22 protein-coding genes are annotated in these 25,651 nt (G+C 27.5%); 20 read left to right on the top strand and 2 right to left on the bottom strand.

Features of this window, described 5'->3' with window-relative positions; translation table 11 throughout:
* Nucleotides 1-3: 3 nt before the first annotated feature.
* The 3 genes from yigB to Bpudo544_RS02910 all read left to right on the top strand — a co-directional run bounded on the left by yigB (nt 4) and on the right by Bpudo544_RS02910 (nt 3,394).
* On the top strand, nt 4-747 hold the full coding sequence (yigB, locus tag Bpudo544_RS02920; RefSeq protein ID WP_500825281.1) for a 5-amino-6-(5-phospho-D-ribitylamino)uracil phosphatase YigB: 744 nt from the start codon (nt 4-6) through the stop codon (nt 745-747).
* Between the two features lie 686 nt (nt 748-1,433).
* Nucleotides 1,434-2,375 (top strand): magnesium/cobalt transporter CorA, encoded by a 942-nt coding sequence (corA, locus tag Bpudo544_RS02915; RefSeq protein ID WP_500825653.1) that lies wholly within the window; start codon nt 1,434-1,436, stop codon nt 2,373-2,375.
* Between the two features lie 212 nt (nt 2,376-2,587).
* Nucleotides 2,588-3,394, top strand: a complete 807-nt coding sequence (locus Bpudo544_RS02910) for a Cof-type HAD-IIB family hydrolase (RefSeq protein ID WP_500825280.1) — start codon at nt 2,588-2,590, stop codon at nt 3,392-3,394.
* Between the two features lie 398 nt (nt 3,395-3,792).
* On the opposite strand, the gene Bpudo544_RS02905 is transcribed toward Bpudo544_RS02910, so the two are convergent.
* Entirely contained in the window at nt 3,793-4,386 is a 594-nt protein-coding gene (locus Bpudo544_RS02905) for a YhgN family NAAT transporter (protein ID WP_500825279.1), read from the bottom strand.
* A 225-nt stretch (nt 4,387-4,611) separates the two neighbouring features.
* On the opposite strand from Bpudo544_RS02905, the gene asd reads away from it, so the two are divergent.
* Entirely contained in the window at nt 4,612-5,727 is a 1,116-nt protein-coding gene (gene asd / locus Bpudo544_RS02900) for an aspartate-semialdehyde dehydrogenase (RefSeq protein ID WP_500825278.1), read from the top strand.
* 161 nt (nt 5,728-5,888) lie between these two features.
* Here asd and Bpudo544_RS02895 read toward each other — a convergent pair whose 3' ends face one another.
* Nucleotides 5,889-6,497, bottom strand: a complete 609-nt coding sequence (locus Bpudo544_RS02895) for an NfuA family Fe-S biogenesis protein (protein WP_500825277.1) — start codon at nt 6,495-6,497, stop codon at nt 5,889-5,891.
* Nucleotides 6,498-7,295: 798 nt separating this feature from the next.
* Here Bpudo544_RS02895 and aroK point away from each other — a divergent pair.
* The 16 genes from aroK (at nt 7,296) to rpoB (ending at nt 25,581) form a co-directional block, all read left to right on the top strand.
* Complete coding sequence (aroK, locus tag Bpudo544_RS02890) at nt 7,296-7,856, top strand: shikimate kinase AroK (protein ID WP_500825276.1); 561 nt, start codon at nt 7,296-7,298, stop codon at nt 7,854-7,856.
* Nucleotides 7,857-7,919: 63 nt separating this feature from the next.
* Nucleotides 7,920-9,017 carry a 3-dehydroquinate synthase gene (aroB, locus tag Bpudo544_RS02885; RefSeq protein ID WP_500825275.1) on the top strand — a complete coding sequence of 366 codons (1,098 nt, stop codon included), beginning with the start codon at nt 7,920-7,922 and terminating at the stop codon, nt 9,015-9,017.
* 189 nt (nt 9,018-9,206) lie between these two features.
* Nucleotides 9,207-9,872, top strand: a complete 666-nt coding sequence (gene rpe, locus Bpudo544_RS02880; protein ID WP_500825652.1) for a ribulose-phosphate 3-epimerase — start codon at nt 9,207-9,209, stop codon at nt 9,870-9,872.
* Nucleotides 9,873-10,108: 236 nt separating this feature from the next.
* Nucleotides 10,109-11,107, top strand: coding sequence for a tryptophan--tRNA ligase (gene trpS, locus Bpudo544_RS02875; RefSeq protein WP_500825274.1), 999 nt, complete (start codon nt 10,109-10,111; stop codon nt 11,105-11,107).
* A gap of 201 nt (nt 11,108-11,308) precedes the next feature.
* Nucleotides 11,309-11,893: an anthranilate synthase component II gene (locus tag Bpudo544_RS02870; protein WP_500825273.1), complete on the top strand. Its 585-nt coding sequence runs from the start codon at nt 11,309-11,311 to the stop codon at nt 11,891-11,893.
* A gap of 1,305 nt (nt 11,894-13,198) precedes the next feature.
* Entirely contained in the window at nt 13,199-13,570 is a 372-nt protein-coding gene (gene rpsL, locus Bpudo544_RS02865) for a 30S ribosomal protein S12 (RefSeq protein ID WP_500825272.1), read from the top strand.
* Nucleotides 13,571-13,714: 144 nt separating this feature from the next.
* A complete protein-coding gene (gene rpsG / locus Bpudo544_RS02860) occupies nt 13,715-14,185 on the top strand; it encodes a 30S ribosomal protein S7 (RefSeq protein WP_500825271.1) in 471 nt (156 codons plus the stop codon).
* A gap of 164 nt (nt 14,186-14,349) precedes the next feature.
* Nucleotides 14,350-16,494 carry an elongation factor G gene (fusA, locus tag Bpudo544_RS02855; RefSeq protein ID WP_500825270.1) on the top strand — a complete coding sequence of 715 codons (2,145 nt, stop codon included), beginning with the start codon at nt 14,350-14,352 and terminating at the stop codon, nt 16,492-16,494.
* 134 nt (nt 16,495-16,628) lie between these two features.
* Complete coding sequence (gene tuf, locus Bpudo544_RS02850) at nt 16,629-17,813, top strand: elongation factor Tu (RefSeq protein ID WP_500825269.1); 1,185 nt, start codon at nt 16,629-16,631, stop codon at nt 17,811-17,813.
* Between the two features lie 104 nt (nt 17,814-17,917).
* The gene (gene secE / locus Bpudo544_RS02845) at nt 17,918-18,289 is read left to right on the top strand and encodes a preprotein translocase subunit SecE (protein ID WP_500825268.1); all 372 of its coding nucleotides are present in this window, start codon (nt 17,918-17,920) and stop codon (nt 18,287-18,289) included.
* Nucleotides 18,289-18,843, top strand: coding sequence for a transcription termination/antitermination protein NusG (gene nusG, locus Bpudo544_RS02840; protein WP_500825267.1), 555 nt, complete (start codon nt 18,289-18,291; stop codon nt 18,841-18,843). The genes secE and nusG overlap by 1 nt, the downstream gene beginning before the upstream one ends.
* A gap of 136 nt (nt 18,844-18,979) precedes the next feature.
* On the top strand, nt 18,980-19,426 hold the full coding sequence (gene rplK, locus Bpudo544_RS02835; protein WP_500825266.1) for a 50S ribosomal protein L11: 447 nt from the start codon (nt 18,980-18,982) through the stop codon (nt 19,424-19,426).
* Between the two features lie 5 nt (nt 19,427-19,431).
* Nucleotides 19,432-20,136 (top strand): 50S ribosomal protein L1, encoded by a 705-nt coding sequence (rplA, locus tag Bpudo544_RS02830; protein ID WP_500825650.1) that lies wholly within the window; start codon nt 19,432-19,434, stop codon nt 20,134-20,136.
* Between the two features lie 228 nt (nt 20,137-20,364).
* Nucleotides 20,365-20,871, top strand: a complete 507-nt coding sequence (rplJ, locus tag Bpudo544_RS02825) for a 50S ribosomal protein L10 (RefSeq protein ID WP_500825265.1) — start codon at nt 20,365-20,367, stop codon at nt 20,869-20,871.
* An 83-nt stretch (nt 20,872-20,954) separates the two neighbouring features.
* The gene (gene rplL, locus Bpudo544_RS02820) at nt 20,955-21,335 is read left to right on the top strand and encodes a 50S ribosomal protein L7/L12 (RefSeq protein WP_500825264.1); all 381 of its coding nucleotides are present in this window, start codon (nt 20,955-20,957) and stop codon (nt 21,333-21,335) included.
* 214 nt (nt 21,336-21,549) lie between these two features.
* On the top strand, nt 21,550-25,581 hold the full coding sequence (gene rpoB, locus Bpudo544_RS02815) for a DNA-directed RNA polymerase subunit beta (protein WP_500825263.1): 4,032 nt from the start codon (nt 21,550-21,552) through the stop codon (nt 25,579-25,581).
* Nucleotides 25,582-25,651: the final 70 nt, after the last annotated feature.

Genomic DNA, 25,651 nt, shown 5'->3' with positions numbered 1-25,651 from the left:
GGAATGTTGAAGTTGAAAAAATTGATTCAATTTTATCGATCTATTAAACCTTTTTATGCTATTACTTTAGATTTAGATAATACTTTGTATAATAACAATCCAATTATTTTTAGAGCTGAAGAAGAGTCAATATCTTTTTTAAGAAAATATCATCCTGCTTTATTTAATTTAAAAAAGGTAGATTTTTCTTTTTCTAAGAAAATAGTAAAATTATTAGATCCTGAAATTTATCATGATGTGAATGATTGGAGATGGAAATCCATAGAAAATGTTTTATTAAAATCCGGTCTTTCTAAACATGATGCACAATTGGGAGCAGATTATGCGATGGAAATAATTATGTATTGGAGAAATCAAATTAATATTTCTGTGAATACAATTAAAGCATTGGAAGTATTAAGTTCTAGATGGCCTTTAATTGCTATTACTAATGGTAATGTAAATCCTATATTGTGTGGTTTAAATAAATATTTTAGTGATATTTTAAGAGCAGGTGTGCATGGTCGATCTAAACCTTATGAAGATATGTATTTTTTATCATCAAAATATTTTGGTATTTCTTGTAAATATATTTTACATATAGGAGATGATTTACAATCTGATATTAAAGGTGCAATATTGTCTGGAATGCAATCTTGTTGGATTCAGAAATATACTTTAAATTCGGAAAGTGGTATACTTTTTGGAACTAAATTATTACCACATTTAGTAATTTCTGATTTGATGTCTTTAACGCATTTTTTATAAAAAATTCAAATTTTATTTATAAAATAAAATAAAGTGTATAAAATACTGAAATGATGAAATAGATATATTAGATGAATACTTGAGATAATTGGATATACGTTGATTGATGAAGTGAAAATAAAGAGTATTTTACTATAAAGATTTAATATCTTTATTTATAATTCTTGTATTCATATGTTTCTGTAGTAATTATACATGTTGATATTTGTACATAATTAAATAATTAGATCATATTTTATATATGACATGATAATGTTTTGTATTGAATATAATTAAAAATTTTTATTCTATATTTTATAGGGTATCAGTATTATTTATATTTATATTGATATAATCAATGTGTTACATATTTTATATGTAGATAGTTATAACAGTAAGTGCTTGTATTTTTATTCAGAAAATTGAAATAAAAAATATATATAGTTGCTTAAAATATATGTGTAAATTAAATAAAATATCTTTATTAAATATAGATGATTGTTAATAGAGTTAGTTGTATAGACATATTAGGTATATATGTTTTATTTTTTGGTTTTGTTGTATTTATTGTAAATGTGTTTTTGAATTTATTTCATATGATAATTATATATGATATAACCTGCCGTTGATCCTATTGTTTGATTGTTGATTATTTTAAATTTAATTCAAATATATATTAGTAATAATGAAGAAGTGATAGTATGAATATGCTTAAGGTATTTCAATTAAAAAATAATCGTTTATTTCGTATTGATGAAAAAGATATATCTAGTTCAGTTAATAATATTATTTGGGTGGATATAGTTCAATCAAGTGATAATGAAAATTATTATACACAACATATATTAGAACGATATAAATTAAATTTTTTTGAATTTAGTAATATAAAAAATAAACGTTTTTTTAATGATACATATTGGATTCATATTCGATCTTTCTTTTTTTCGTATGACGATCATGATCAAATAAATAATACAATTGTATCTTTTGTTATATATAATGATTGCTTATATACACTATGTAAATCAAGATTTCCAGTATTTTGTATGTATCAAAAATCTTTACATCATCATTTATTAGTTGATGGCAATGCATATGAATTGTTATTGAATTTATTTTCGTTAAAGCTTAATGATTTAACAGATAAAATAGAACATATTTATTCTACTTTAGAAGCATTGAGTTTTGTAATTATGGGAGGTCAGCAAATTGATGAGTATGATAGTATACTTTCTAATTTAGCTGAATTAGAAAGTATAAGTTGGAAAATTCGTATAAATTTATTGGATACTGAAAGAGCAATGAAATTTTTGTCCCGTCAATCAAAACTTCCTGTAACTCAAAAACGATATGCTAATGAAATTTTGAGTGATATAACCTTGTTATTACCATATAACGAATGTATTTTGCAAAAAGTTAGTTTTTTGACTCAATCAGTAATGGGATTAATTAATATAGAGCAAAATCGTATTATAAAAATATTTTCAATTGTTTTTTTACCACCTACTTTGATAGCGTCTAGTTATGGAATGAATTTTGAGTTCATGCCAGAATTAAAATGGTCATTTGGATATCCTAGTGCAATTATTTTAATGATTTTAACTGGATTAGCTCCATATTTGTATTTTAAATATAAAAATTGGTTATAATATTATTTATAATTGTATGTTTTGTTATAGTTTGTTAACTATAACATGTTTGATGTAAACAAGTATAAATATAGATTTAAATTTATTAATATCGCATATATAACGTGATATATAATTGATATTACTTTTTTAAGTGGTGTTGTATGTGTGTTATTTAAATTTTTGATAGTATTGTAATTAAATTTTTGTTAATGATTAAATAGAGATTGTGTATGTTTTGTATTGTTGTATCAGATTTAGATGGTACGTTATTAACGCCAAGTAATCAATTAACGTATTTCACTAAAAAAATTGTAAATTTATTGGTTAATACTTTTAAAATTCATTTTATTTTGGCTACTGGAAGACATTATATTAATGTGTTAGCAATACGCGATTATTTAAATATTTATGATTATATTATCACTTCGAATGGATCAAGTATTTATAATGCTGATAGTAAGTTAATTATTTCTTATGTTTTGGATTTAGAAATTGTATATGATTTGTTGAAAATAGCACAGTATGATTCACAAATAATTACTAATTTTTTTAAACATGATAATGAATGGGTAATTAATAAATATTCATATAATCATATGTTTTTTTTAAAAAATTTTGTTTCATATTATGAAATATATGAAAAAAAAATCTTATCCTTACATGATGTTAGTAAAATATATTTTACTAGTGAAAATTATCAAAGATTATTTTTGTTAGAAAAAAAAATAATTGAACGTTGGGGTTGTCGAGTAAATGTTAGTTTTTCGTTTCCAACATGTTTAGAAGTAATGCCTGGTGGAGTATCGAAAGGATCTGCGTTAAAGAAAGTAGTAAATTTTTTGGGATATCAACTGAAGGATTGCATATCGTTTGGAGATGGCATGAATGATCAGGAAATGTTATCGATAACTGGAAAAGGTTGTATCATGTATAATGCTTCGAGGAGTTTAAAAGAAGCATTACCATTTCTTGAGATTATTGGAAGTAATGCAAATGAATCGGTACCTCATTATTTAAAGTATATGTATTTTTACTAAGTATTTTAATAAACAAAAAAATTATTAAATTATAAGAATAATATGATTATTGGTTCTGATTTTTTGTTATGCACGTATATATAAAACAAATTTTTAAAAAATTTATAATTTTTATTTTTATAGTATCTTCAAAAGAAGATGTATTATGTTTTTGATAAATTATATGAATAGTAGTATATCTAATTAATTTTGGTATAGAGGATATAAAGTAAAAAAACAACTAATTGGTCTATTTATATTATTTGTACGGAATATCAGAAATTATTCATAATGTAAATCGTGTATAATTTAAAATATAATTAACAATTAACCGGCTTTTTGTTATGAGTTGTTGTGTTTTTTAAAAGCTCGGTTAATTGTTTTTTATGTTTATAGTAATAATACTTATTATATAGTATTTATGGATATAGATAGTTGCGTATACCATCGAGAAGCATTTGAGTAGAAATCATGATTAGTAATAATCCCATCAATCGTTCTAATGCATTAATACCTTTATTACCCAACAATTTAGAAAGCAAATTGGATAGCATTAAAATTAATATAGATAATCCCCAAGCAATAATTAATGCGATGATTAATAAATTAGTATGGTGAGGATATTGATGAGATAATAGTAATAATGTTGCTAAGACTGATGGTCCTGCGACTAATGGAATAGCAAGTGGAACTAAAAAAGGTTCTTCTTCATTAGAAAATCCAGAATTATTTCCTTCTTGTTCAGGAAAAATCATTTTTATAGCGATTAAAAATAAAACGATTCCTCCTGAAATTGATACCGTTTCTGTATGTAAATTAAGAAAGGTTAATATATGTTCTCCAACAAATAAAAATCCTAACATTAGTAATAAAGCAATTATCATTTCTCTAATTACTATGATTTGACGTCTTTTTGGTGACAAATCTTTCAGTATGGACATAAAAATTGGTAAATTTCCGATGGGATCCATTATTAAAAATAATAGAATTGTAGCAGATATCATTTCATTCATTATTATTTTCCTAAAAGTTATATTTATTTTATGTACTTTCTTTCTTATGTAAGATAAATTATTAATTATATTAATATAGAGTTATATAAAATTTTGGTAATTAGATATTGTATATATATCATAGATATGTTTTTTGTTTTTAACAAAATTTAGTTTTTAATTATCACGATATATATAAATTATGTTTTATCAAATATATTTAATAGAATTTAAGAGATAATAGTAATGAAAAAGGTTGGTCTTATTGGTTGGAGAGGTATGGTAGGTTCAGTTTTAATGAATCGAATGAAGGAAGAGTATGATTTTAATCGATTTTATGCAATTTTTTTTTCTACATCTCAAATAGGAGAAAAATCGCCTGAAGTAATTCGAAATCAACAAAATTTAATTTTACAAGACGCCTGGGATATAGAATATTTAGAATCATTAGATGTGATTATTACGTGTCAAGGCAGCACATATACTAGATTTATATATCCAAAGTTAAGAAAAATAGGTTGGACTGGATATTGGATTGATACAGCTTCCTATTTAAGAATGCATCAGGATGCTGTAATTGTTCTTGATCCTGTAAATAAATTGGTAATAGAAAGAAGTATAAATAATGGAATTAAAACATTTGTTGGAGGTAATTGTACTGTAAGTTTAATGTTAATGGCATTAGGTGGTTTGTTTGAACAAAATTTAGTTGAATGGATTTCTGTTGCTACTTATCAGGCAGCTTCTGGTTATGGAGCTCAAGCTATAAAAGAATTATTAGTGCAAATAGGACAAGTGTATAACATAATTTCAAATGTATTAAATAATTCACAAATGACTATTTTAGAAATTGAACGTGTTATTACTGAATTTAGTAAGACTGATGCTATTATGACAGATTGTTTTAAGAAACCGTTAATTGGAAATGTATTACCATGGATCGGAGAAGAATATATCCAACATAGAGGACAATCACAAGAAGAATGGAAAGGACAGTTGGAAACTAATAAAATTCTCAATACGTCTGAATTAATTCCAATAGATAGTTTATGTGTCCGAGTGTGTTCATTACGTTGCCATAGTCAATCTTTAGTTATTAAATTAAAAAAGAAATTATGTTTAACAGAAATAGAAAATTTGATAGGCTCTCATAATGTTTGGGTTGATGTTGTCCCGAATCAATTTAATTTATCTATTGATAAATTGACTCCTTTATCAGTATCAGGTACTTTAAGGATTGCAATTGGTCGGTTACGTCAAATGAATATAGGTAATGAGTTTATTTCTGCTTTTACTGTAGGGGATCAATTACTTTGGGGAGCAGCAGAACCTATACGTAGAATATTAAATTGGTTATTATAGATTGTATATTATTAATATAATGTAGACGATTATTATATTAAAATTACTATAATAATCGTCTTAGTTTTTCAAAGTAAATCATATATAATATAATTAATAATTGTTATATTCAATAATATTGAATTTGATTTATAAAAGCGCAATGTGTGAGTATCTATGCTTTAATAATAGGAATGTCTTCCTCTTTGATGTGAGGTAGAATCAATTACTCCTTTTAGTTCCGGAAAAAGCTTTTTTAAGGTGGTTTCTATGCCTTCTTTAATAGTATAAAAAGCCATAGCACATCCGTTGCATCCTCCATGAAATTGAAGAACTGCTAATAAATCTTCTGTGATTTTTATTAAAGATATGCTTCCTCCATGTATTGCTAGTTGTGGATTAATTTGATATTCTAATACGTGTTTTATTTTATTTTCTAGTGAAGCGTCATTATTTATTTCATTGTTTATATTATCAGAATTGTTAGTTGATTTTTTTAGGTTAGGAGATTGAATAGTAATTTGAATTCCTAAATTATCAGAAATAATATCTATTTTAGTGTTTTGAATAAAAGGTATTATTTTTTTTTCTATATATACATCAAATTGATCAAATTTAATTTTTAAGTCATTAGCAGTATGAGATGATTGTGTTGGAACATAATAACTAAGATTACATTGTGCATATAATGTTCCTGGGTTTTTTGCAGAAAGACGTATTTGAGTATTTTTGTTTTGTTTACTTAAAAGATCAGTAAGATGTTTTTGGGCAGAGTCGGTAATATTTAACATTTTTTATATCTCATTTACTAAATAATTATATATAATAAATTTTACTAAATTTTAAATGAATATTACATGTGTATTTTGAAAAAAATTGGATTTCATTAAAGAAATATTTATTTATATATAAGAATAAATATTCAGTGCATTGATAATGACAAAAATTAAAAATATTATATATTTTATATCAGTAATGAATGAAATTATTTTTCGTTTTTACACAATATATATACGTAGTAATAAGTTTTTATAAATATAATTAAGTCGATTTTTTAGATGGTAATATGGATATCAAAAATATTAAATTAATATGTAATTTTTAAAATTATACAAAATTAATGCAAGAAATATTTAAGTTAGTATTATTATTTCTACAAATTATGTTATATATTAAATAAAATGAATGAGTAAGCAATCAATTAGACAAACAAATAGATATACAATGCATATATGTATTGATTAAATGTATCTTTAATATTATTGATATACATTATATAATCTATATTATATGTGTTTTCTATTATTATTTTGGGTACCAAGAGTGGTGTGTTAGGAATAGAGTATAAGTTTTATAATTGTAATTTATAGACAATTTATAATACAATGCAATTTAAATATTTTAAAATGGTTTGATTGGTTGATATTTTTAAAAAAAAAGATATGGTATTATTTATTATGTCAATATATATTAAGTTGATTTTTTGTTTTTTGGTGTAAAAGTTATTTTTAATGTGGGTTATAAAAATATTTGAAGCGCTGGAATGAATAATATTCATATCAATACACTTTATATATAGAAATTATATTATGTTAGTAGAAAGACAAAATATTTTTTTAGTTGGCCCTATGGGAGCTGGTAAAAGTACAGTAGGTCGTCATTTAGCTAAACAATTGGATTTATTATTTTTTGATTCTGATCAAGAAATTGAAAGGCGTACAGGAGCAAATATTAGCTGGGTATTTGATGTAGAAGGTGAATCTGGTTTTCGTGATCGCGAAGAAAAGATAATTAACGAATTAACAAAGAAAAATGGGATTGTTTTAGCGACTGGAGGAGGATCGATTATATCCAGTATCACTAGAAATCATCTTTCTACTAGAGGGTTAGTAATATATTTAAAAACAACTATCGATAAACAATTAATAAGAACTAAGCGTGATAAAAGGAGACCATTATTGCAATTATCTAATAATAATGGTGCATCCAATAATGATAAAAGTATTAGGGAGATATTGGAGTCTTTAGCTAAAGAACGAAATCCATTGTATGAAGAAATTGCAAATATAATTGTATCTACTGATGAACCAAATGTTAGATTTGTAGTGAATAAAATTCTTCTATTATGTAAAAAAAAGCATATTACGTAGAAATGATATTTATAATAAAAATTGGTGTATTTTGTTCATTAATATTTAAATAGTTTATTTATTATGAAAGAAATTATTATTAAATTAGGAGAAAGAAGTTATTCTGTTTTTATAGCTCATGGTATTTTAAAAAATACGAATTTTTTTAGGGTTTTGAAAAAGGGAGATATAGTAGTATTTATTACGGATGTTCAAGTTGCTTCTTTGTATTTGGATACAATATGTAGTACATTAAATTCACTTGGCATTATAACTGATCAGTTAATTTTACCGATAGGTGAACAAAATAAGTCTTTATCTACTTTAGATCAAATTTTTACAAAATTATTGAATAATAATTCTGATCGAAACACGGTATTAATTGCATTAGGAGGAGGTGTGATTGGAGATGTTACTGGATTTGCTGCAGCAATATATCAAAGGGGAATACGTTTTATTCAAATTCCCACAACTTTGTTAGCTCAAGTAGATGCATCTATTGGTGGCAAAACAGGAATTAATCATATACTCGGTAAAAATATGATTGGAGCTTTTCATCAGCCTGTTTTGGTAGTGATTGATTTAGATTGTTTGTTCACTTTGCATACAAAAGAGTTTTCTTCTGGACTAGCAGAGGTGATTAAGTATGCTATTGCTTTTGACTCTAATTTTTTTAATTGGTTAGAAAATAATTTAAATGATTTGTTGAAGTTGAATCCTGCATCTTTAATGTATTGTGTTTATCGTTGTTGTGAATTAAAAGCATCTGTAGTGTCATTAGATGAACGTGAAACAAAAGTAGGGAAAAGGAATTTATTAAATCTTGGACATACTTATGGTCATGCAATAGAATCTTATTTAAAATATAGCACGTGGTCTCATGGAGAAGCAGTATCGGCGGGAATAATGATGGCAATTAATACTGCGCTACATTTAAAAAAGTTTATAAATGTTAGGGATGCTATACGAGTTAAATTGTTATTAAAAAGAGCTCATCTTCCTGTATTCGGGCCTAAGGAGATGAAAGCAGAGGATTATATTGAGTATATGATACGTGATAAAAAATCAAAATTAGGAAAAATTAATTTAGTGTTGCCTACAGCAATAGGTAGTGCAGGGGTTTTTATGGGTGTTAGAGAAAATTTAGTACTAAGCTCCATAAAGAATAATTTAATTAAATGAATATAAATCTTGTTAATGCTTTCAGATTTTTATTATTGTTATATTAATTATATAATGCAATATTAAAATTTAAAAGTAAGTTTCACAATATATGTTGATTGATATGCATGTGAAAGATATCATTATAGTTTATTGATTTAAAAATAAACATAATATTCAATAGATATGAATAATTTTAAAAAAAAAATAATAACTCAATTTTTAATAGAGCCTTCTATATTGTCTGCTGATTTTTCAAAATTAGGAGAGGAAGTATCATGTTTAATATCTGCTGGCGCAGATATTTTGCATTTTGATATTATGGATAATCATTATGTTCCTAATTTAAGTATTGGGCCTATGGTATTAAAGTCATTGCGTAATTATGGTATTGCCATTCCTATTGATGTGCATTTAATGGCAAAACCAATAGATAATTTAATACTAGATTGTGCTGATGCAGGCGCAACTTGTATTAGTTTTCATCCAGAATCAACAGAAGATATAGATCGATCAATACAATTAATTAAAGAGAATGGATGTAATGTGGGATTAGTATTAAATCCTAAAACAACTCTTGATTGTTTGAAATATGTAGTTAATAAAATTGATTTAATAATATTAATGTCAGTGAATCCGGGATTTGGAGGACAAGTATTTTTACCTGAAATTTTGAATAAGATACATAATGCTCGAAAATTAATAGATGAAGTAAATAGTAATATTAATTTAGCAGTAGATGGAGGAATTAATTTAAAAAACTTTGATTTAGTTTATCAAGCTGGAGCAAATGTTTTTATTATAGGTTCAGCAATTTTTAATTCTTCAAATTATCATGATGCTATTCATATGTTTCGATTGATGCTGCCAAAATGATTTTTTATTGTGATATATATTGAAATATTATACAAAATTTTTTAATAAATATCATTATTATATATTGAGTGGTTTATTTAATATAAATTATTTGTCTTATTCGGTAATTTTAAGTAAAAGTATATGTGTATTAATTTAAATAAAGTTCTAACTAATGTAAAATTGTAGAATAGATTTAATGTGCATTTTAAATATAATATTTTATATATTAAAGTTAAGAGATATTTACCATAATTATGGCTAAGTTAATTGTATTTAGTGGTACACAGCCATCAGGAAAGTTAACTATAGGTAATTATATTGGAACTATCCGTCATTGGGTGAAAATGCAGCAATATTATGAGTGTATGTATTGTATAGTTGATTTACATTCAATTACAACTACTTCAGGCACTACTAGTACTTCTTTAAGAGAGGTATCTTTAGATACATTAGCGTTGTACTTAGCGTGTGGTGTGGATCCTAATGTTAGCACAATATTTGTACAATCTCATGTCCCTGAGCATAGTCAATTAAATTGGATATTGAATTGTTATACGTATTGCGGAGAATTGAATCGAATGATTCAGTTTAAGGAAAAATCAAGATGTAAAAAAGATAATATTAATGTGGGATTGTTGTCTTATCCAATATTGATGGCTGCTGATATTTTATTATATCAAACTAATTTTGTTCCTGTTGGGGATGATCAAAAGCAACATTTAGAATTAGTTTGTAGTATTGCTCGAAGGTTTAATAAAAAATTTGGAAAGATTTTTACTATACCGAAGGTGTTAGTGCCAAATTTTGGATCTCGTATTATGTCATTATTAAATCCATCTAAAAAAATGTCTAAATCAGATCAAAACGCTAATAACTATATTTCTTTATTAGACAATATTGATCTTGTTTCTAAAAAGATTAAATCTGCGATTACGGATTCTGATCAACCTCCAACAATTTATTATGATCCTATAAATAAACCAGGAATTTCTAATTTATTAACTATTTTTTCTGGAATTAGTGGAAAATCTATAAGTCATTTAGAATCTATTTTTAAGGGCAAAACGTATTTTCAATTAAAGAGTAATTTAATGCAATCGCTATTTTTGGTTCTTAATCAAATACAAAAGCGTTATTTTAGTGAACGTTCTGATGAAAATAGATTAAATCGTATATTATGTGTTGGCGCACAAAGAGCACGTCTTAAAGCTAATTTAATTTTAAAGAAAGTGTATCAATCAATAGGTTTATAATATACAAAATGTATTTTATATAAAAATGATTGATAAATTATTGATTTAATAAGTGATTAATAGATTTAAATTAGTTTAATAGATTATTTTTAGTTTTTATGATTTTTAAAAATATAGATATTGTATCAGTATGTGTAGAAATAATTGAAAGTATAGTATTTTTAATTTAAGTGAATTGTGTGTGAAGTAGAGTATGGTTGTATGAATAAGATTTTGATAATAGACAATTATGATTCTTTTACTTGGAATTTATATCAGTATTTTAGAGAAATGGGTGGAATCGTGGAAGTAAAAAGACATGATTCTATTAATTTATCAGATTTAGATCATTTAACTCCAGATCGATTAGTAATTTCTCCTGGTCCTGGAACTCCAGGAAATTCAGGTATTTCTTTGCAAGCAGTTAGTTATTTTTGTAATAAAATTCCAATTTTTGGAATATGTTTAGGACATCAAGTTATTGCTCAATTTTTTGGAGCTAGGTTGAAATGTGCTCAAGTAATAATGCATGGAAAATCTTCTGTTATTTCTCATAATAATAAAGGAGTATTTTTTGGATTAATGCAATCTTTATGTGTGGTTAGATATCATTCTTTATTAGTAGATTTAAATAGTATTCCTATATGTTTAGAAGTAACAGCGTGGAGTATATGCAGCGCTAGCAAAGATCAAGAAATTATGGGAATTCGTCATCGTAGTTTATTTATAGAAGGAGTTCAATTTCATCCTGAAAGTGTCTTGACTGAACAAGGATATCAAATGTTGTTTAATTTTATGCATTATTGAAATAACAAATAATAAGTAAGTATTATAGTGTAATTATGGTATTTCTGTATTTTATATTAGAGGTATAAGGTAGAAAGTATTTTTGTTATGTTAAGAATGTAATGTAAGTAGTAGTTTTTATTTTGTAGTGGATAATGAAGTGATTTTATAATATGAGCAATTATAATTTAATTCTTTCTTATATGTTGTGTATATCAAGTATGTATTTATGCAGATATTAAGTAATAGTCACATTATAGTATTTTATTTTAAAAATTTATATTTTTATTAGATAAATTTCGATACAATTATTTATATATTAATAAATTTTAAGTATACGAGAGTAAAAATTGTTTTGTTGCAGTAAACAATAGATATATGTATCTATATATGTTTTTTTACATAAAAAATCAAAATAATGGTGTTATATTATGTTTTTGTGTAGAAAAGACAATATAGTGTAAAAATTAATGCATATTAAACTCATTGCGTTATATATGGAATATAATATATATTTTTATTTAAAATTAAATTTTGTATAGTATTTTGTGTGTTAAATATTTTAAGTAATTAGAAGTATTTAAAGAAACAGCATATTTATTCATATAAATAAAAGATCATAATATATAACATTATGAGTGTTATTGTTATTTGTAATAGTATGGAAATTATTATGTTTAATGTTTAATTTAATAATTTTTAGGATACTGTGAATAATAGTATGTTATTATTTTAGTAGTATATTGAGGAATAGTCTTAGATGTATTAGAATGAAAAATATTGTTACATATAAAGTATATTGTAATTATTTTAATAGAATTTTGATTCTTAATAAGTATTATGAAGAGGAAGATAATGAAACCGTTGTTTGTTAAATTTATTTTGTTTGTATCAATTATTTCTATTGCTTTGACTGGTATTATTTGTTGATTTGGATATATTTATATTTTTAATTTATTAAATTGTATTGAGTGAAGTATATGATTATTGATTGATATAATTTATTAATGTTTGTGTTTGATGATAATATAGGCGTGAAATTTTTGTATAAATAGTAATTATGTTAAGTGGTGTTTATAAATTTTATAATTGAATGTTGTGATAAGAGTTGTTATCATAGTATTAGTAATGTTATAGCTATTTATGTGTAAGAGGAGTTTTATTTTAATTTTTCTTGACTTTACTGTTGGCTAGTACTAAATTAAGGCAAGTTAGTATTATAGAATACTTTTAAAATGTTATGGATATGTGTGTTTTATTGAAAATAATAGTAATAGTTTAGTATAGATATAAACAATTAGGATTTAAATATAAGATAATAAGAAGATGGTTACTATAAATCAGCTTGTTCGTAATTCTCGTTCTGTTAGAATGTCAAAAAGTAATGTTCCTGCTTTAGGTGGATGTCCTCAAAGAAGAGGAGTGTGCGTTCGTGTATATACTACAACTCCAAAAAAGCCAAACTCTGCTCTTAGAAAGGTGTGCAGAGTGCGTTTAACTAATGGATTGGAGGTGACTTGTTATATTGGTGGAGAAGGTCATAATTTACAAGAACATGCTTCTATTTTGATTAGGGGAGGAAGAGTTAAAGATTTACCAGGAGTAAGGTATCATGTTGTACGTGGAGCTTTAGATTGTGCTGGAGTGAAAGATAGAAAAAAAGGAAGATCTAAATATGGCGCTAAGAAACCGAAATAGTAATAGAAGAAGTTGATAGATTGTGTTGTGTTGTTTTTTTGAATGAGGGAGAGAAGTGTGTCGTATTTAATTAAAGTTTATAATTAATTGAACAGTGCAGTTTTATGGTATATTTAGTTGATATATGAAAGGGATGGTAGGTATATGTCGCGTCGTCGTGTTACTGAAAAACGTATGATTATTCCTGACTCAAAGTTTCAATCAAATCTTTTAGCAAAGTTTATTAATATATTAATGTATAATGGGAAGAAATCTATAGCAGAATTTATAGTATATTCTGCTTTAGATATTTTGAAGGGTAAGTCTGGAAAAGATTGTATAGAATTATTTGAAATAGCTTTAGATAATGTTCGTCCTGTGGTAGAAGTAAAATCCAGGCGTGTAGGGGGATCAACATATCAGGTTCCGGTGGAAGTTAAAATGATTCGTAGAAATACTTTAGCCATGAGATGGATTATTGAATCTGCTCGAAAAAGACAAGATAGGTCTATGGAAATTCGTTTAGCGAATGAATTGTTAGATGCTTCAGAAGGTAAAGGAAATTCGGTGAAAAAACGTGAAGAAGTTCATCGTATAGCAGAATCTAATAGAGCATTTGCTCATTATAGATGGTAAGTAATGTGTGGTTTATAAAAAAATTATGTATATGAGCGCATAAGATATATGCAAGTTGTTTTTATATATATTTATTTTGTATATAGATGATTGTTATTTTATATATTAATAATGTTTTGTTTGTATTAGTGTAGTTTATAATTTTAGATGTATTTGAGGGTATAATGAATAGTCGAATAACTCCAATTATATATTATCGTAATATTGGTATTAGTGCTCATATAGATGCAGGTAAAACTACTACTACTGAAAGAATTTTGTTTTATACTGGAGTCAATCATAAGATTGGAGAAGTGCATACAGGATCTGCTACTATGGATTGGATGGAACAGGAACAAGAACGTGGTATTACTATAACTTCTGCTGCTACTACATGTTTTTGGTCTGGCATGGAAAATCAATTTCCATTACATCGGATAAATATAATTGATACTCCTGGACATGTTGATTTTACTATCGAAGTAGAACGATCAATGCGTGTTTTGGATGGAGTAGTCATGGTATATTGTGCTGTTGGAGGAGTACAACCACAATCAGAAACCGTATGGCGTCAAGCAAATAAATATAAAGTACCTAGAATAGCATTTATAAATAAAATGGATCGTATAGGTGCTGATTATTTACGTGTAGTAGAAGAATTAAGAACTAAATTATGTGCTAATCCTGTTCCTATACAGTTAGCTTTAGGTTCAGAAGATAAATTTACTGGAATTATTGATTTAATAAAAATGAAATCGATTAAATGGAATGATCATGATCAAGGAGTGAATTTTTTTTATGAGGATGTACCGGAGAATTTGGTTGATTTATCAAATTTATGGCGTAAAAATTTAGTAGAATCTGCTGTTGAAGAATCGGAAGAATTATTAGATAAGTATTTATCTAATGGTGATGTATTTACCGAGAATGAAATAAGAAAAGCATTGCGTAAGAGAGTATTGAAAAATGAAATTCTTTTAGTAACTTGTGGTTCTTCGTTTAAAAATAAAGGTGTTCAGGCGATTTTAGATGCTGTAGTAGAGTATTTGCCGTCTCCTATTGATATTGTATCAGTTACAGGAGTATTAGATGATGGATTGACTAAAGTAGAACGTTATTCTAGAGATGATGAACCTTTTTCAGCATTAGCGTTTAAAGTGGCTAATGATCCGTTTGTAGGTAATTTAACTTTTTTTCGTGTGTATTCAGGAGTAGTAAATTCTGGAGATAATATTTTTAATTCTGTTAAAGGAAAAAGAGAAAGATTTGGAAGAATTGTGCAAATGCATGCAAATAAGAGGGAAGAAATTAAATCAGTGTATTCAGGAGATATTGCAGCAGCTATTGGTTTAAAAGATGTGTCTACTGGAGATACATTATGCGATCCAGTGAATCCTATTATTTTAGAACGTATGGAGTTTCCAGAACCTGTTATTTCTGTTATGGTTGAAGCTAAAACTAAGTTAGATCAAGAAAAGATGGGAGTAGCTTTAAATCGTTTATCTCAGGAAGATCCATCTTTTAGAGTATGGATAGATCAGGATTCAGGGCAAACTATTATTGCAGGTATGGGTGAATTGCATTTAGAAATTTTAGTAGAGCGAATGAAAAGAGAATTTAATATAGAAGCTAATGTAGGAAGGCCTCAAGTTGCTTATAGAGAAACAATTCGTTCTTCCATAAAACAAGAGGGTAAATTTATTCGTCAATCAGGTGGAAGAGGTCAGTTTGGTCATGTATGGTTGCGTATTGAGCCTATTATTGATTTAAATGTAAAGAAGGAGGTCAGTGTTCCTTATAAGTTTGTGAGTGAAATTGTGGGCGGTGTGATTCCTAAAGAGTTTATTCCTGCTATAGATAAGGGAGTTCAAGAGCAAATCAGTAATGGAGTTTTAGCGGGTTATCCTATTGTAGGGGTGTGTGTAACTGTATTTGATGGTTCTTATCATGAGGTTGATTCTTCAGAAATAGCTTTTAAAATAGCGGGCTCTATGGCTTTTAAGGAGGGTTTTATGAAAGCACATCCTGTTTTATTAGAACCTATTATGCAAGTGAATATTGAAACTCCAGAGGAATATATGGGTGATGTTATTTCTGATTTAAATCGTCGTAGAGGTGTAATAATGAATTTAGAGAGTAGCGGTGTTACTGTTGTCGGAAGTGGAAGAATTGTTTGCGCTCAAGTTCCTTTATCTGAAATGTTTGGTTATGCCACTGCATTACGTTCTAAGACGCAAGGACGAGCCTCACATTCTATGGAATTTTTAAAGTATAATGAGGTACCTCATAATATAGCGCAATCAATTATAGATGCTCGTAGAATTAGATAATGAAATTAAAGTGTTATTATATTATAATAGTATGTCTGTTTTAATTGTGATAAATTAGTTTATTGTGTTGTGTATAAGCGTAATGTGTTTATTAAATAGGTGTTAAAAATAAATAAAGATTAAGGAGCGTAGAGGTGTCTAAAGAAAAATTTCAACGTATTAGGCCTCATATAAATGTGGGTACTATTGGTCATGTTGATCATGGCAAAACTACTTTAACTGCTGCTATAACAACTGTTTTGTCTAAAAAATATGGAGGATGTGCTAGAGCTTTTGATCAAATAGATAATGCTCCTGAAGAGAAAGCTCGAGGTATTACTATTAATACATCTCATGTTGAATATGATACTGCTTTTCGACATTATGCTCATGTTGATTGTCCTGGTCATGCAGATTATGTAAAAAATATGATTACTGGAGCAGCACAAATGGATGGAGCTATTTTAGTTGTAGCTGCTACTGATGGACCTATGCCTCAAACTCGTGAACATATATTATTGGCACGTCAGGTTGGAGTGCCTCATATTGTAGTATTTTTAAACAAATGTGATATGGTAGATGATGAAGAATTATTAGAATTAGTTGAAATGGAAGTTAGAGAATTATTATCAAGATACGATTTTCCTGGAGATAGTGCGCCAATTATTCAAGGATCTGCTTTAAAAGCGCTAGAAGGTGAGGAAATATGGGCTAGTAAAATATTAGATTTATCTAATGCTCTTGATAATTATATTCCTGAACCTCAAAGGTTGATAGAGAAACCGTTTTTATTGCCAATAGAAGATGTATTTTCTATTTCTGGAAGAGGAACAGTTGTTACTGGTCGTGTTGAAAGTGGAATTATTCGAGTTGGAGAAGAAGTAGAAATAGTAGGAATAAAAGAAACTATTAAAACTACATGCACTGGAATAGAAATGTTTAGAAAATTGTTAGATGAAGGCCGAGCAGGAGAAAATGTTGGCGTTCTTTTACGTGGAACTAAACGAGATGAAGTAGAGAGAGGTCAAGTATTATCTAAGCCGGGTTGTATCAAGCCTCATTCTAATTTTGAATCAGAAGTATATATTCTTAATAAAGATGAGGGAGGAAGACATACTCCATTTTTTAAAGGATATAGACCTCAGTTTTATTTTCGTACTACTGATGTAACTGGAACTATTGAATTGCCAAAGGAAGTAGAAATGGTTATGCCTGGAGATAATGTGAAAATGACTGTACATTTAATTTCTCCTATAGCAATGGACGATGGTTTGCGTTTTGCAATTAGAGAAGGAGGTCGTACTGTAGGAGCAGGAATAGTATCTAAAGTGATAGGATGAGATAATTTAGTTCAATTAATATATATTTAGAGTAGTGTTATTATATAATATGAGTATATGTTGTGGTATAAAGGTATTAAGATTAGATAAGAATTAAAATAAAAATGAATATTAAGGAAATAAAAAAAGTAGAGTTTATAGAAATAATTAAATGGATTGGAGTTATTTCATTATTAGTTTTTTCTTGTATAGAAAGTTATTTGTTTCATGATTGTACTTTTTATATAAAAAGTGTAGGAATGTTTTTTTGTTTATCGATAGCGATTGGTATTTTTTTAACAACAAAGATAGGAAAAGTAGTGGTTATTTTTTTAAAAGAGTCTAGTGTTGAATTACAAAAAGTAGTTTGGCCGACTTGTCAGGATAGTTTAAATACTACTTTAGTTATTGTGATAGTTACTGTGATTGTATCTTTAGTATTATGGGGATTAGATACTGTTTTTTTATATTTAATATCTTTTGGATTGAAATTATAATGAATGATGTAACAAATACACTAAAGAAACGTTGGTACGTTATCCAAGTATTCTCTGGGTTTGAAAATAGTGTATCTCATTCATTAAATGAATATATTAAAATAAAAAACATGGATTCTATGTTTGGGGATATATTAATTCCTACAGAAGAAGTAGTTGAGATGCGAGCTGGTCAGAGAAGAAAAAGTGAGCGGAAATTTTTTCCTGGATATGTATTGATACAAATGATTATGAATGATGCTAGTTGGCATTTAGTAAGGAGTATTCCAAAAGTTATGGGGTTTGTTGGGGGTACATGCGATAAACCGGCTCCTGTTGGAGATAAGGAAGTTGAAAATATCATATATAGATTACAGCAAATAGGAGATAAACCACGTCCTAAGACTTTATTTGAACCTGGTGAATTAATTCGTGTTAGTGATGGTCCTTTTTCAGATTTTAACGCGGTAGTAGAGGAAGTAGATTATGAAAAAAATAGATTGAAAGTATCGGTATCTATTTTTGGCCGGTCTACTCCTGTGGATTTAGATTTTTCTCAAGTTGAAAAATCTTAATTTTTGAACGTAAGAAATTATATGTATTTTATGAAAGAGAAGTTAAGATTGGTTGATGTGTTTATAAAAGGGAGTTTTTTTTGGTTATCATGAAAAGAATATTGTTGATTATTTTGGTTTTAGCGATTTAAATATTATGATTATAAAAAAAATACAAGCCTGCGTTAAATTGCAAATTGTTGCTGGTTCAGCAAATCCTAGTCCTCCTGTTGGTCCGGCATTAGGTCAACATGGAGTAAACATTATGCAGTTTTGCAAGGAATTTAATTCTAGGACCGCTAGTTTTGAGTCTGGATTATTGGTTCCTGTAGTTATTACTATATATGTAGATCGATCTTTTTCGTTTATTATTAAAACGACTCCAGCTTCTTTTTTGTTAAAAAAAGCTGCTGGAATTCAGTCAGGCTCAGGAAAACCTAAAATTATAAATTCTGGAAAGATATCTCGAGTTCAAATTGATGATATTGCTAGAATTAAATCAGTTGATATGACAGGTGCAAATTTAGAAGAGATATCTAAATCTATTATAGGAACTGCTCGATCTATGGGATTAGAAATAGTTGAGGTAGAAAATAATTCATGAATAGAATGAAAAATAAAATGAAAAATACGGCATTATGTCATGAAGATAGACGATCGATTCAGTATAATGTTTTAGATGGATTTGAGTTATTAAAGAAAACTGCAAGGGCTAAGTTTGTAGAGAGTGTAGAAACTGCAATTAATTTAGATATTGATGCTCGTAAATCTGATCAAAATATACGTAATAGTGTTTTGATGCCACATGGAATTGGTAAAAAAGTTAGGATAGCTGTTTTTACTCAGGGAAACAATATAGAATTAGCTAAAAAATTAGGTGTAGAATTAGTAGGATTAGAAGATTTATGTGATAAAATCAAAAAGGATGGATGTGTAGGATTTGATGTAGTTCTTGCTTCTCCTGATGTTATGCATATAGTTAGTAAGTTAGGTTCTATTTTAGGGCCTAGGGGGTTAATGCCTAATCCGAAAATGGGAACCATATCTCAAAATATACAAGAATCTATTACAAATTTTAAATCTGGACAGATTCGGTATAAAAATGATAAAAATGGTATTGTTCATTCAATGATTGGAAAGATTAATTTTAGTGTTAAAGATTTGCAAGAAAATTTGGAAGCTTTAATTATTTCTATACAACAGGTTAAACCAATTCAGTTGAAAGGAACTTATATAAAAAAAATATTTATTTCTACTACTATGGGCAGATCTCTAATGTTAGATAAAAATAGTTTAAAAATATCCATATATTAGTTGTAATAGTAATTATGATACTATATTTTGTTATTGTTATGTGTATCGGTTGGTTATAGTTCTTTTTCAGAATAATTTAGGTCTTGAGTTCTGAATATGTTATTTAAGAAAAAATTTGTTAGTGTCTAAAATAATTAGAGGTATAATTAACATATTATGTGATTAATAAGTTATGTTATGGTAGCAAGGTTAGGATTATTCGTTAGAAATGAATGGGTGATATAGTAAATGATTTTAAGTATTAAAAAAAAAGAAGAAATTGTACACAGAATTAAAAAGGATTTTAAATATGCTTTATCTGTAGTTATGGCTTCTCTTAATGGAGTAACAGCGTGTATGATGAATACATTAAGAAAAGAATCTCGTGATTTGGGTGTTTCTATAAAGGTTATACCTAATTCTTTATTGAGTAAGGCTGTTCAAGGCACATCATATGAGTGTTTGTCTAAAGTTTTTTTTGGAAGCAATGTAGTGGCTTTTTCTGTTCATAATCCAAGAGATGCTGCTCGTATTTTAGTAAAATTTTCTAAAGATAATGAATATTTTCAGATAGTAGGTGCAGCTTTTGAAGGTAGTTTCATAAATGCGGAACAGATTAATTTGTTGTCTGAGTTGCCTAGTCATACAGAATCTTTGTTAAAATTGGTGTTAGTTTTAAAAATAATTAGTATAGGAAATTTAATTAATATATTGAAAATATTATCTGATCGAAAATTAAATCATAATTCAGTATGAATACGAATCATATGTAGATAGATAAGTAATATTTATTTACTTTATTTTGTATTTTTTTTTCATATTTTATATTAGGAATGTTTATGTCGCTTAAAAAAGAAGAAGTTTTAGAAGCTATTTCAGAAATGTCTGTTATGGATATAATGCAATTAGTTTCTATGATAGAAAAAAAATTTGGAGTAGTTGCAGAGCAGTTGATTGCTAATAGTGAAGATAAAACAATAAAATCTTCACACTCAGTGCAGCCAGAACAAACTGAATTTACTGTTATTTTAAGTGTTATTGGAGATAATAAGATTCCTGTTATTAAAATGGTACGTAGTGTTACTGGTTTGGGTTTAAAAGAAGCTAAGGAATTAGTAGAGTCTGCTCCAGTAACGTTAAAAGAATCAGTAAGTAAATCGGATGCAGAAGATTTAAAGAAAAAATTAGAAGAAGTTGGAGCAAAAATTGAAATTAAATAATTAACTGTATGATAGTTATATTTAATATTTATTAATTTGATTAATAATTGGATTATTTATAAACATAGTTAGCGTTGAATGTTTAAGTAATAATAAATGAAATTGATTATATTTTTATGTAATAAAAATAATGATTATTTTACATAAATTTAAATAAATTTTATTTTTAGATTTTTATATGTAGTTGATGGTAGTTTTTCAATCGAGGAAAAATGTGGTGTATTCTTATACCGAAAAAAAACGTGTTCGTAAGGATTTTGGAAAGAGACCTAAAGTTTTAGATATTCCGTATCTTCTTTCTATTCAATTAGATTCTTTTAAAAAATTTATTAAAAAAGATTTAAATGATCGACACGGATTGGATGCTGCTTTTAAGTCTGTTTTTCCTATTAAAAGTTATAATGGAAATTCTGAATTACAGTATATTGATTATAAATTAGAGGATCCGATATTTGATGTAAAAGAATGTCAAACTCGTGGCATTACTTTTTCTGCTCCATTACGAGTGAAACTATGTTTGATAATTTATGAACAAGATAATGAATGTAATGTAATAACTAAACAAATGCAATCACAGGAAGTGTACATGGGTGAAATTCCGCTTATGACTAATAATGGAACTTTTATTATTAATGGGATTGAAAGAGTTGTTGTATCTCAATTACATAGAAGTCCAGGTGTTTTTTTTGATAGTGATAAAGGTAAAACGCATTCATCTGGAAAAGTATTATATACTGCACGTATTATTCCATATAGGGGGTCTTGGTTAGATTTTGAATTTGATTTAAAGGATAATTTGTTTGTTAGAATTGATCGTAGGCGTAAATTGCCAGTGACTGTGTTGTTAAAAGCGTTAAATTATACTAATGATCAGATTTTAAAGATGTTTTTTGATGTAGTAGTTTATGAAGTTATTGATAATCAATGGTATATGCATTTAGTACCTGATAGGTTACGAGGTGAAACAGCATTATTTGAAATTAAAGTGAATAATATTGTATATGTAGAAAAAGGTCGTCGTATTACAACTAAACATATTAATAAATTAAAGTTAGATGATATTTCTAGAATTGAGGTCCCTATTGGATATTTATTAGGTAAAGTACTTATAAAAGATTATATAAATGAAAATACTGGAGAATTAGTAGTTTCTGCTAATACGGAAATTTCTTACGAAATATTGAATAATTTAATTAAATCAGGATTTAATGTAATTGAGGTTTTATTTAGTAACGATTTAGATTGTGGTAATTATATTTCTGAAACTTTGCGTATTGATACTACCATGACGAAATTTGATGCGTTAGTAGAAATTTATCGAGTTATGCGTCCAGGAGAACCACCTACTAAAGAAGCAGCTGAATATTTATTTTCTAGTTTATTTTTTTTAGAAGAGCGTTATGATTTGTCTGATGTAGGACGAATGAAATTTAATCGATCATTACAGCGTAAAAGTATTAAAGGAATAGGTATTTTAACAAACGATGATATTATTGATGTGATAAAAAAATTAATTGATATTAGAAATGGGAAAGGAGATATAGATGATATTGATCATTTAGGAAATAGAAGAATACGTTCTGTTGGAGAGATGGTAGAGAATCAGTTTAGAATTGGATTAATACGGGTAGAGCGCTCAGTGAAAGAACGGTTATCTTTAGGAGATATAAATGTATTAACACCTCAAGATTTAATTAATGCTAAACCAATTTCTGCGGCAGTTAGAGAGTTTTTTAATTCTAGTCAATTATCTCAATTTATGGATCAGAATAATCCATTATCTGAGATTACTCATAAACGTCGTATTTCTGCATTAGGACCAGGAGGATTAACTCGAGAGCGTGCTGGGTTTGAAGTACGTGATGTCCATCCTACTCATTATGGAAGAGTGTGTCCTATTGAAACTCCAGAAGGACCGAATATTGGGTTGATTAATTCTTTATCTGTATATGCTCGAGCTAATGAGTATGGGTTTTTAGAAACTCCTTATCGTAAAGTTAATAATGGAGTGGTCAGTAATAATATTCATTATTTATCTGCTATTGAAGAAGGGGATTTTATTATTGCTCAAGCTAATACTAATCTTAATTTACAAGGTCAATTTATTGATGATTTTATTATTTGTCGTAATAAAGGTGAATCTGGATTATTTAGAAAAGATCAAATTGATTATATGGATGTTTCTACACAGCAAATCGTGTCAGTTGCAGCATCATTAATTCCATTTCTTGAGCATGATGATGCAAATAGGGCTCTTATGGGAGCAAATATGCAACGTCAGGCTGTTCCATTAATACGAAGTGAAAAACCTTTAGTAGGAACCGGCATGGAGCGTGCTGTAGCAATAGATTCTGGAGTGACTGTAGTAGCTAATCGAGGAGGAGTAGTTAAATATGTAGATGCATCTAGAATTATAATACATGTTGATTTAAGCGAAGTGTATTCTGAAGAATCAGGAATTGATATTTATAATTTAACAAAATATATTCGATCTAACCAAAATACTTGTATTAATCAAAGGCCTTGTGTTTCTTTAGGAGAAGTAGTACATCGAGGAGATGTAATAGCGGATGGACCCTCTACTGATTTAGGTGAATTATCATTAGGTCAGAATATGCGTATAGCTTTTATGCCATGGAATGGATATAATTTTGAAGATTCTATGTTAGTTTCAGAGCGAGTTGTTCAAGAAGATAGGTTTACTAGTATACATATTCAAGAGTTAATTTGTATATCTAGAGATACTAAATTAGGTCCTGAAGAAATTACAGCGGATATTCCAAATGTTGGGGAATCAGCATTATCTAAATTGGATGAATCTGGCATTGTATATATAGGTGCAGAAGTGGTAGGAGGAGAGATTTTGGTAGGAAAAATTACTCCTAAAGGAGAAACTCAATTAACACCAGAAGAGAAATTATTGCGTGCTATTTTTGGTGAAAAAGCTTCTGATGTTAAAGATTCGTCTTTACGTGTACCTAATGGAGTGTGTGGAACCGTTATTGATGTACAAATGTTTATTAGAGATGGGGTTCATAAAGATAATCGTGCTTTGCAAATTGAATCAATGAAGTTAAATCAGATTAAGAAAGATCTATTAGAAGAATTAAGAATATTTGAGTCTGCGTTATTTTCGCGTGTTTATGAATTATTAATGTCTAGTGGGGAAGTAAAAGAAGAACAGTTATTACAAGCAAATCGTAAATCTTGGTTAAATATAAAATTAGATGATCCTATTAAATTAAATCAATTATCTCAATTATCTGATCAATATTTAGATTTACAAAATTTATTTGAAAAAAAAATTGAAACACAATATAAAAAAGTTACTCAAGGAGATGAGTTAGCTCCAGGAATATTAAAAGTAGTTAAGGTATATTTAGCAGTAAAACGTCATATACAGCCTGGAGATAAAATGGCAGGTCGACATGGAAATAAAGGAGTTATTTCAAAAATTAATCCTGTAGAAGATATGCCGTATGATGAATATGGAGTTCCTGTTGATATAGTATTAAATCCTCTTGGAGTTCCATCAAGGATGAATATTGGGCAAATTTTAGAAACTCATTTAGGAATGGCAGCAAAAGGTATAGGTGATCAAATTGATAATTTACTAAAACAACATAAAGAAATTAGTCAATTAAGACAGTTTATTCAAAGAGCTTATGATTTAGGAAAAGGGTTAAGACAACATGTAAATCTTGATAATTTTTCAGATTTAGAGATTTTAGAATTAGCTAAAAATTTGAAAAAAGGTATGCCTATTGCTACTCCAGTATTTGATGGAGCAACAGAACAGGAAATAAAAGATTTATTAGGATTATCTGGATTGCCAGAATCTGGTCAGATTACTTTATTTGATGGATGTACTGGAGAAGTATTTGAACGGAAGGTTACTGTAGGGTATATGTATATGTTAAAATTAAATCATTTAGTAGATGATAAGATGCATGCACGTTCTACTGGATCATATAGTTTAGTGACTCAACAACCGTTAGGTGGTAAAGCTCAATTTGGAGGTCAACGTTTTGGAGAAATGGAAGTTTGGGCATTAGAAGCATATGGAGCTTCGTATACTTTACAAGAAATGTTGACAGTAAAATCAGATGATGTTAATGGAAGAACAAAGATGTATAAAAATATTATAGATGGTAATCATGTGATGGAACCTGGCATGCCTGAATCCTTTAATGTTTTGTTGAAAGAAATTCGTTCTTTAGCAATTAATATTGAATTAGAAGAATGAGATATGAATAGGTATGGATGTATTTGTACTAGTACGCACATATAAATGAGTGAGATAATTAACGTATAAT

The sequence above is a fragment of the Blochmannia endosymbiont of Camponotus pudorosus genome, from assembly GCF_059934925.1.
The sequence above is the reverse complement of the archived record's forward strand: the minus strand, read 5'-3'. Positions and strand labels throughout refer to the sequence as shown.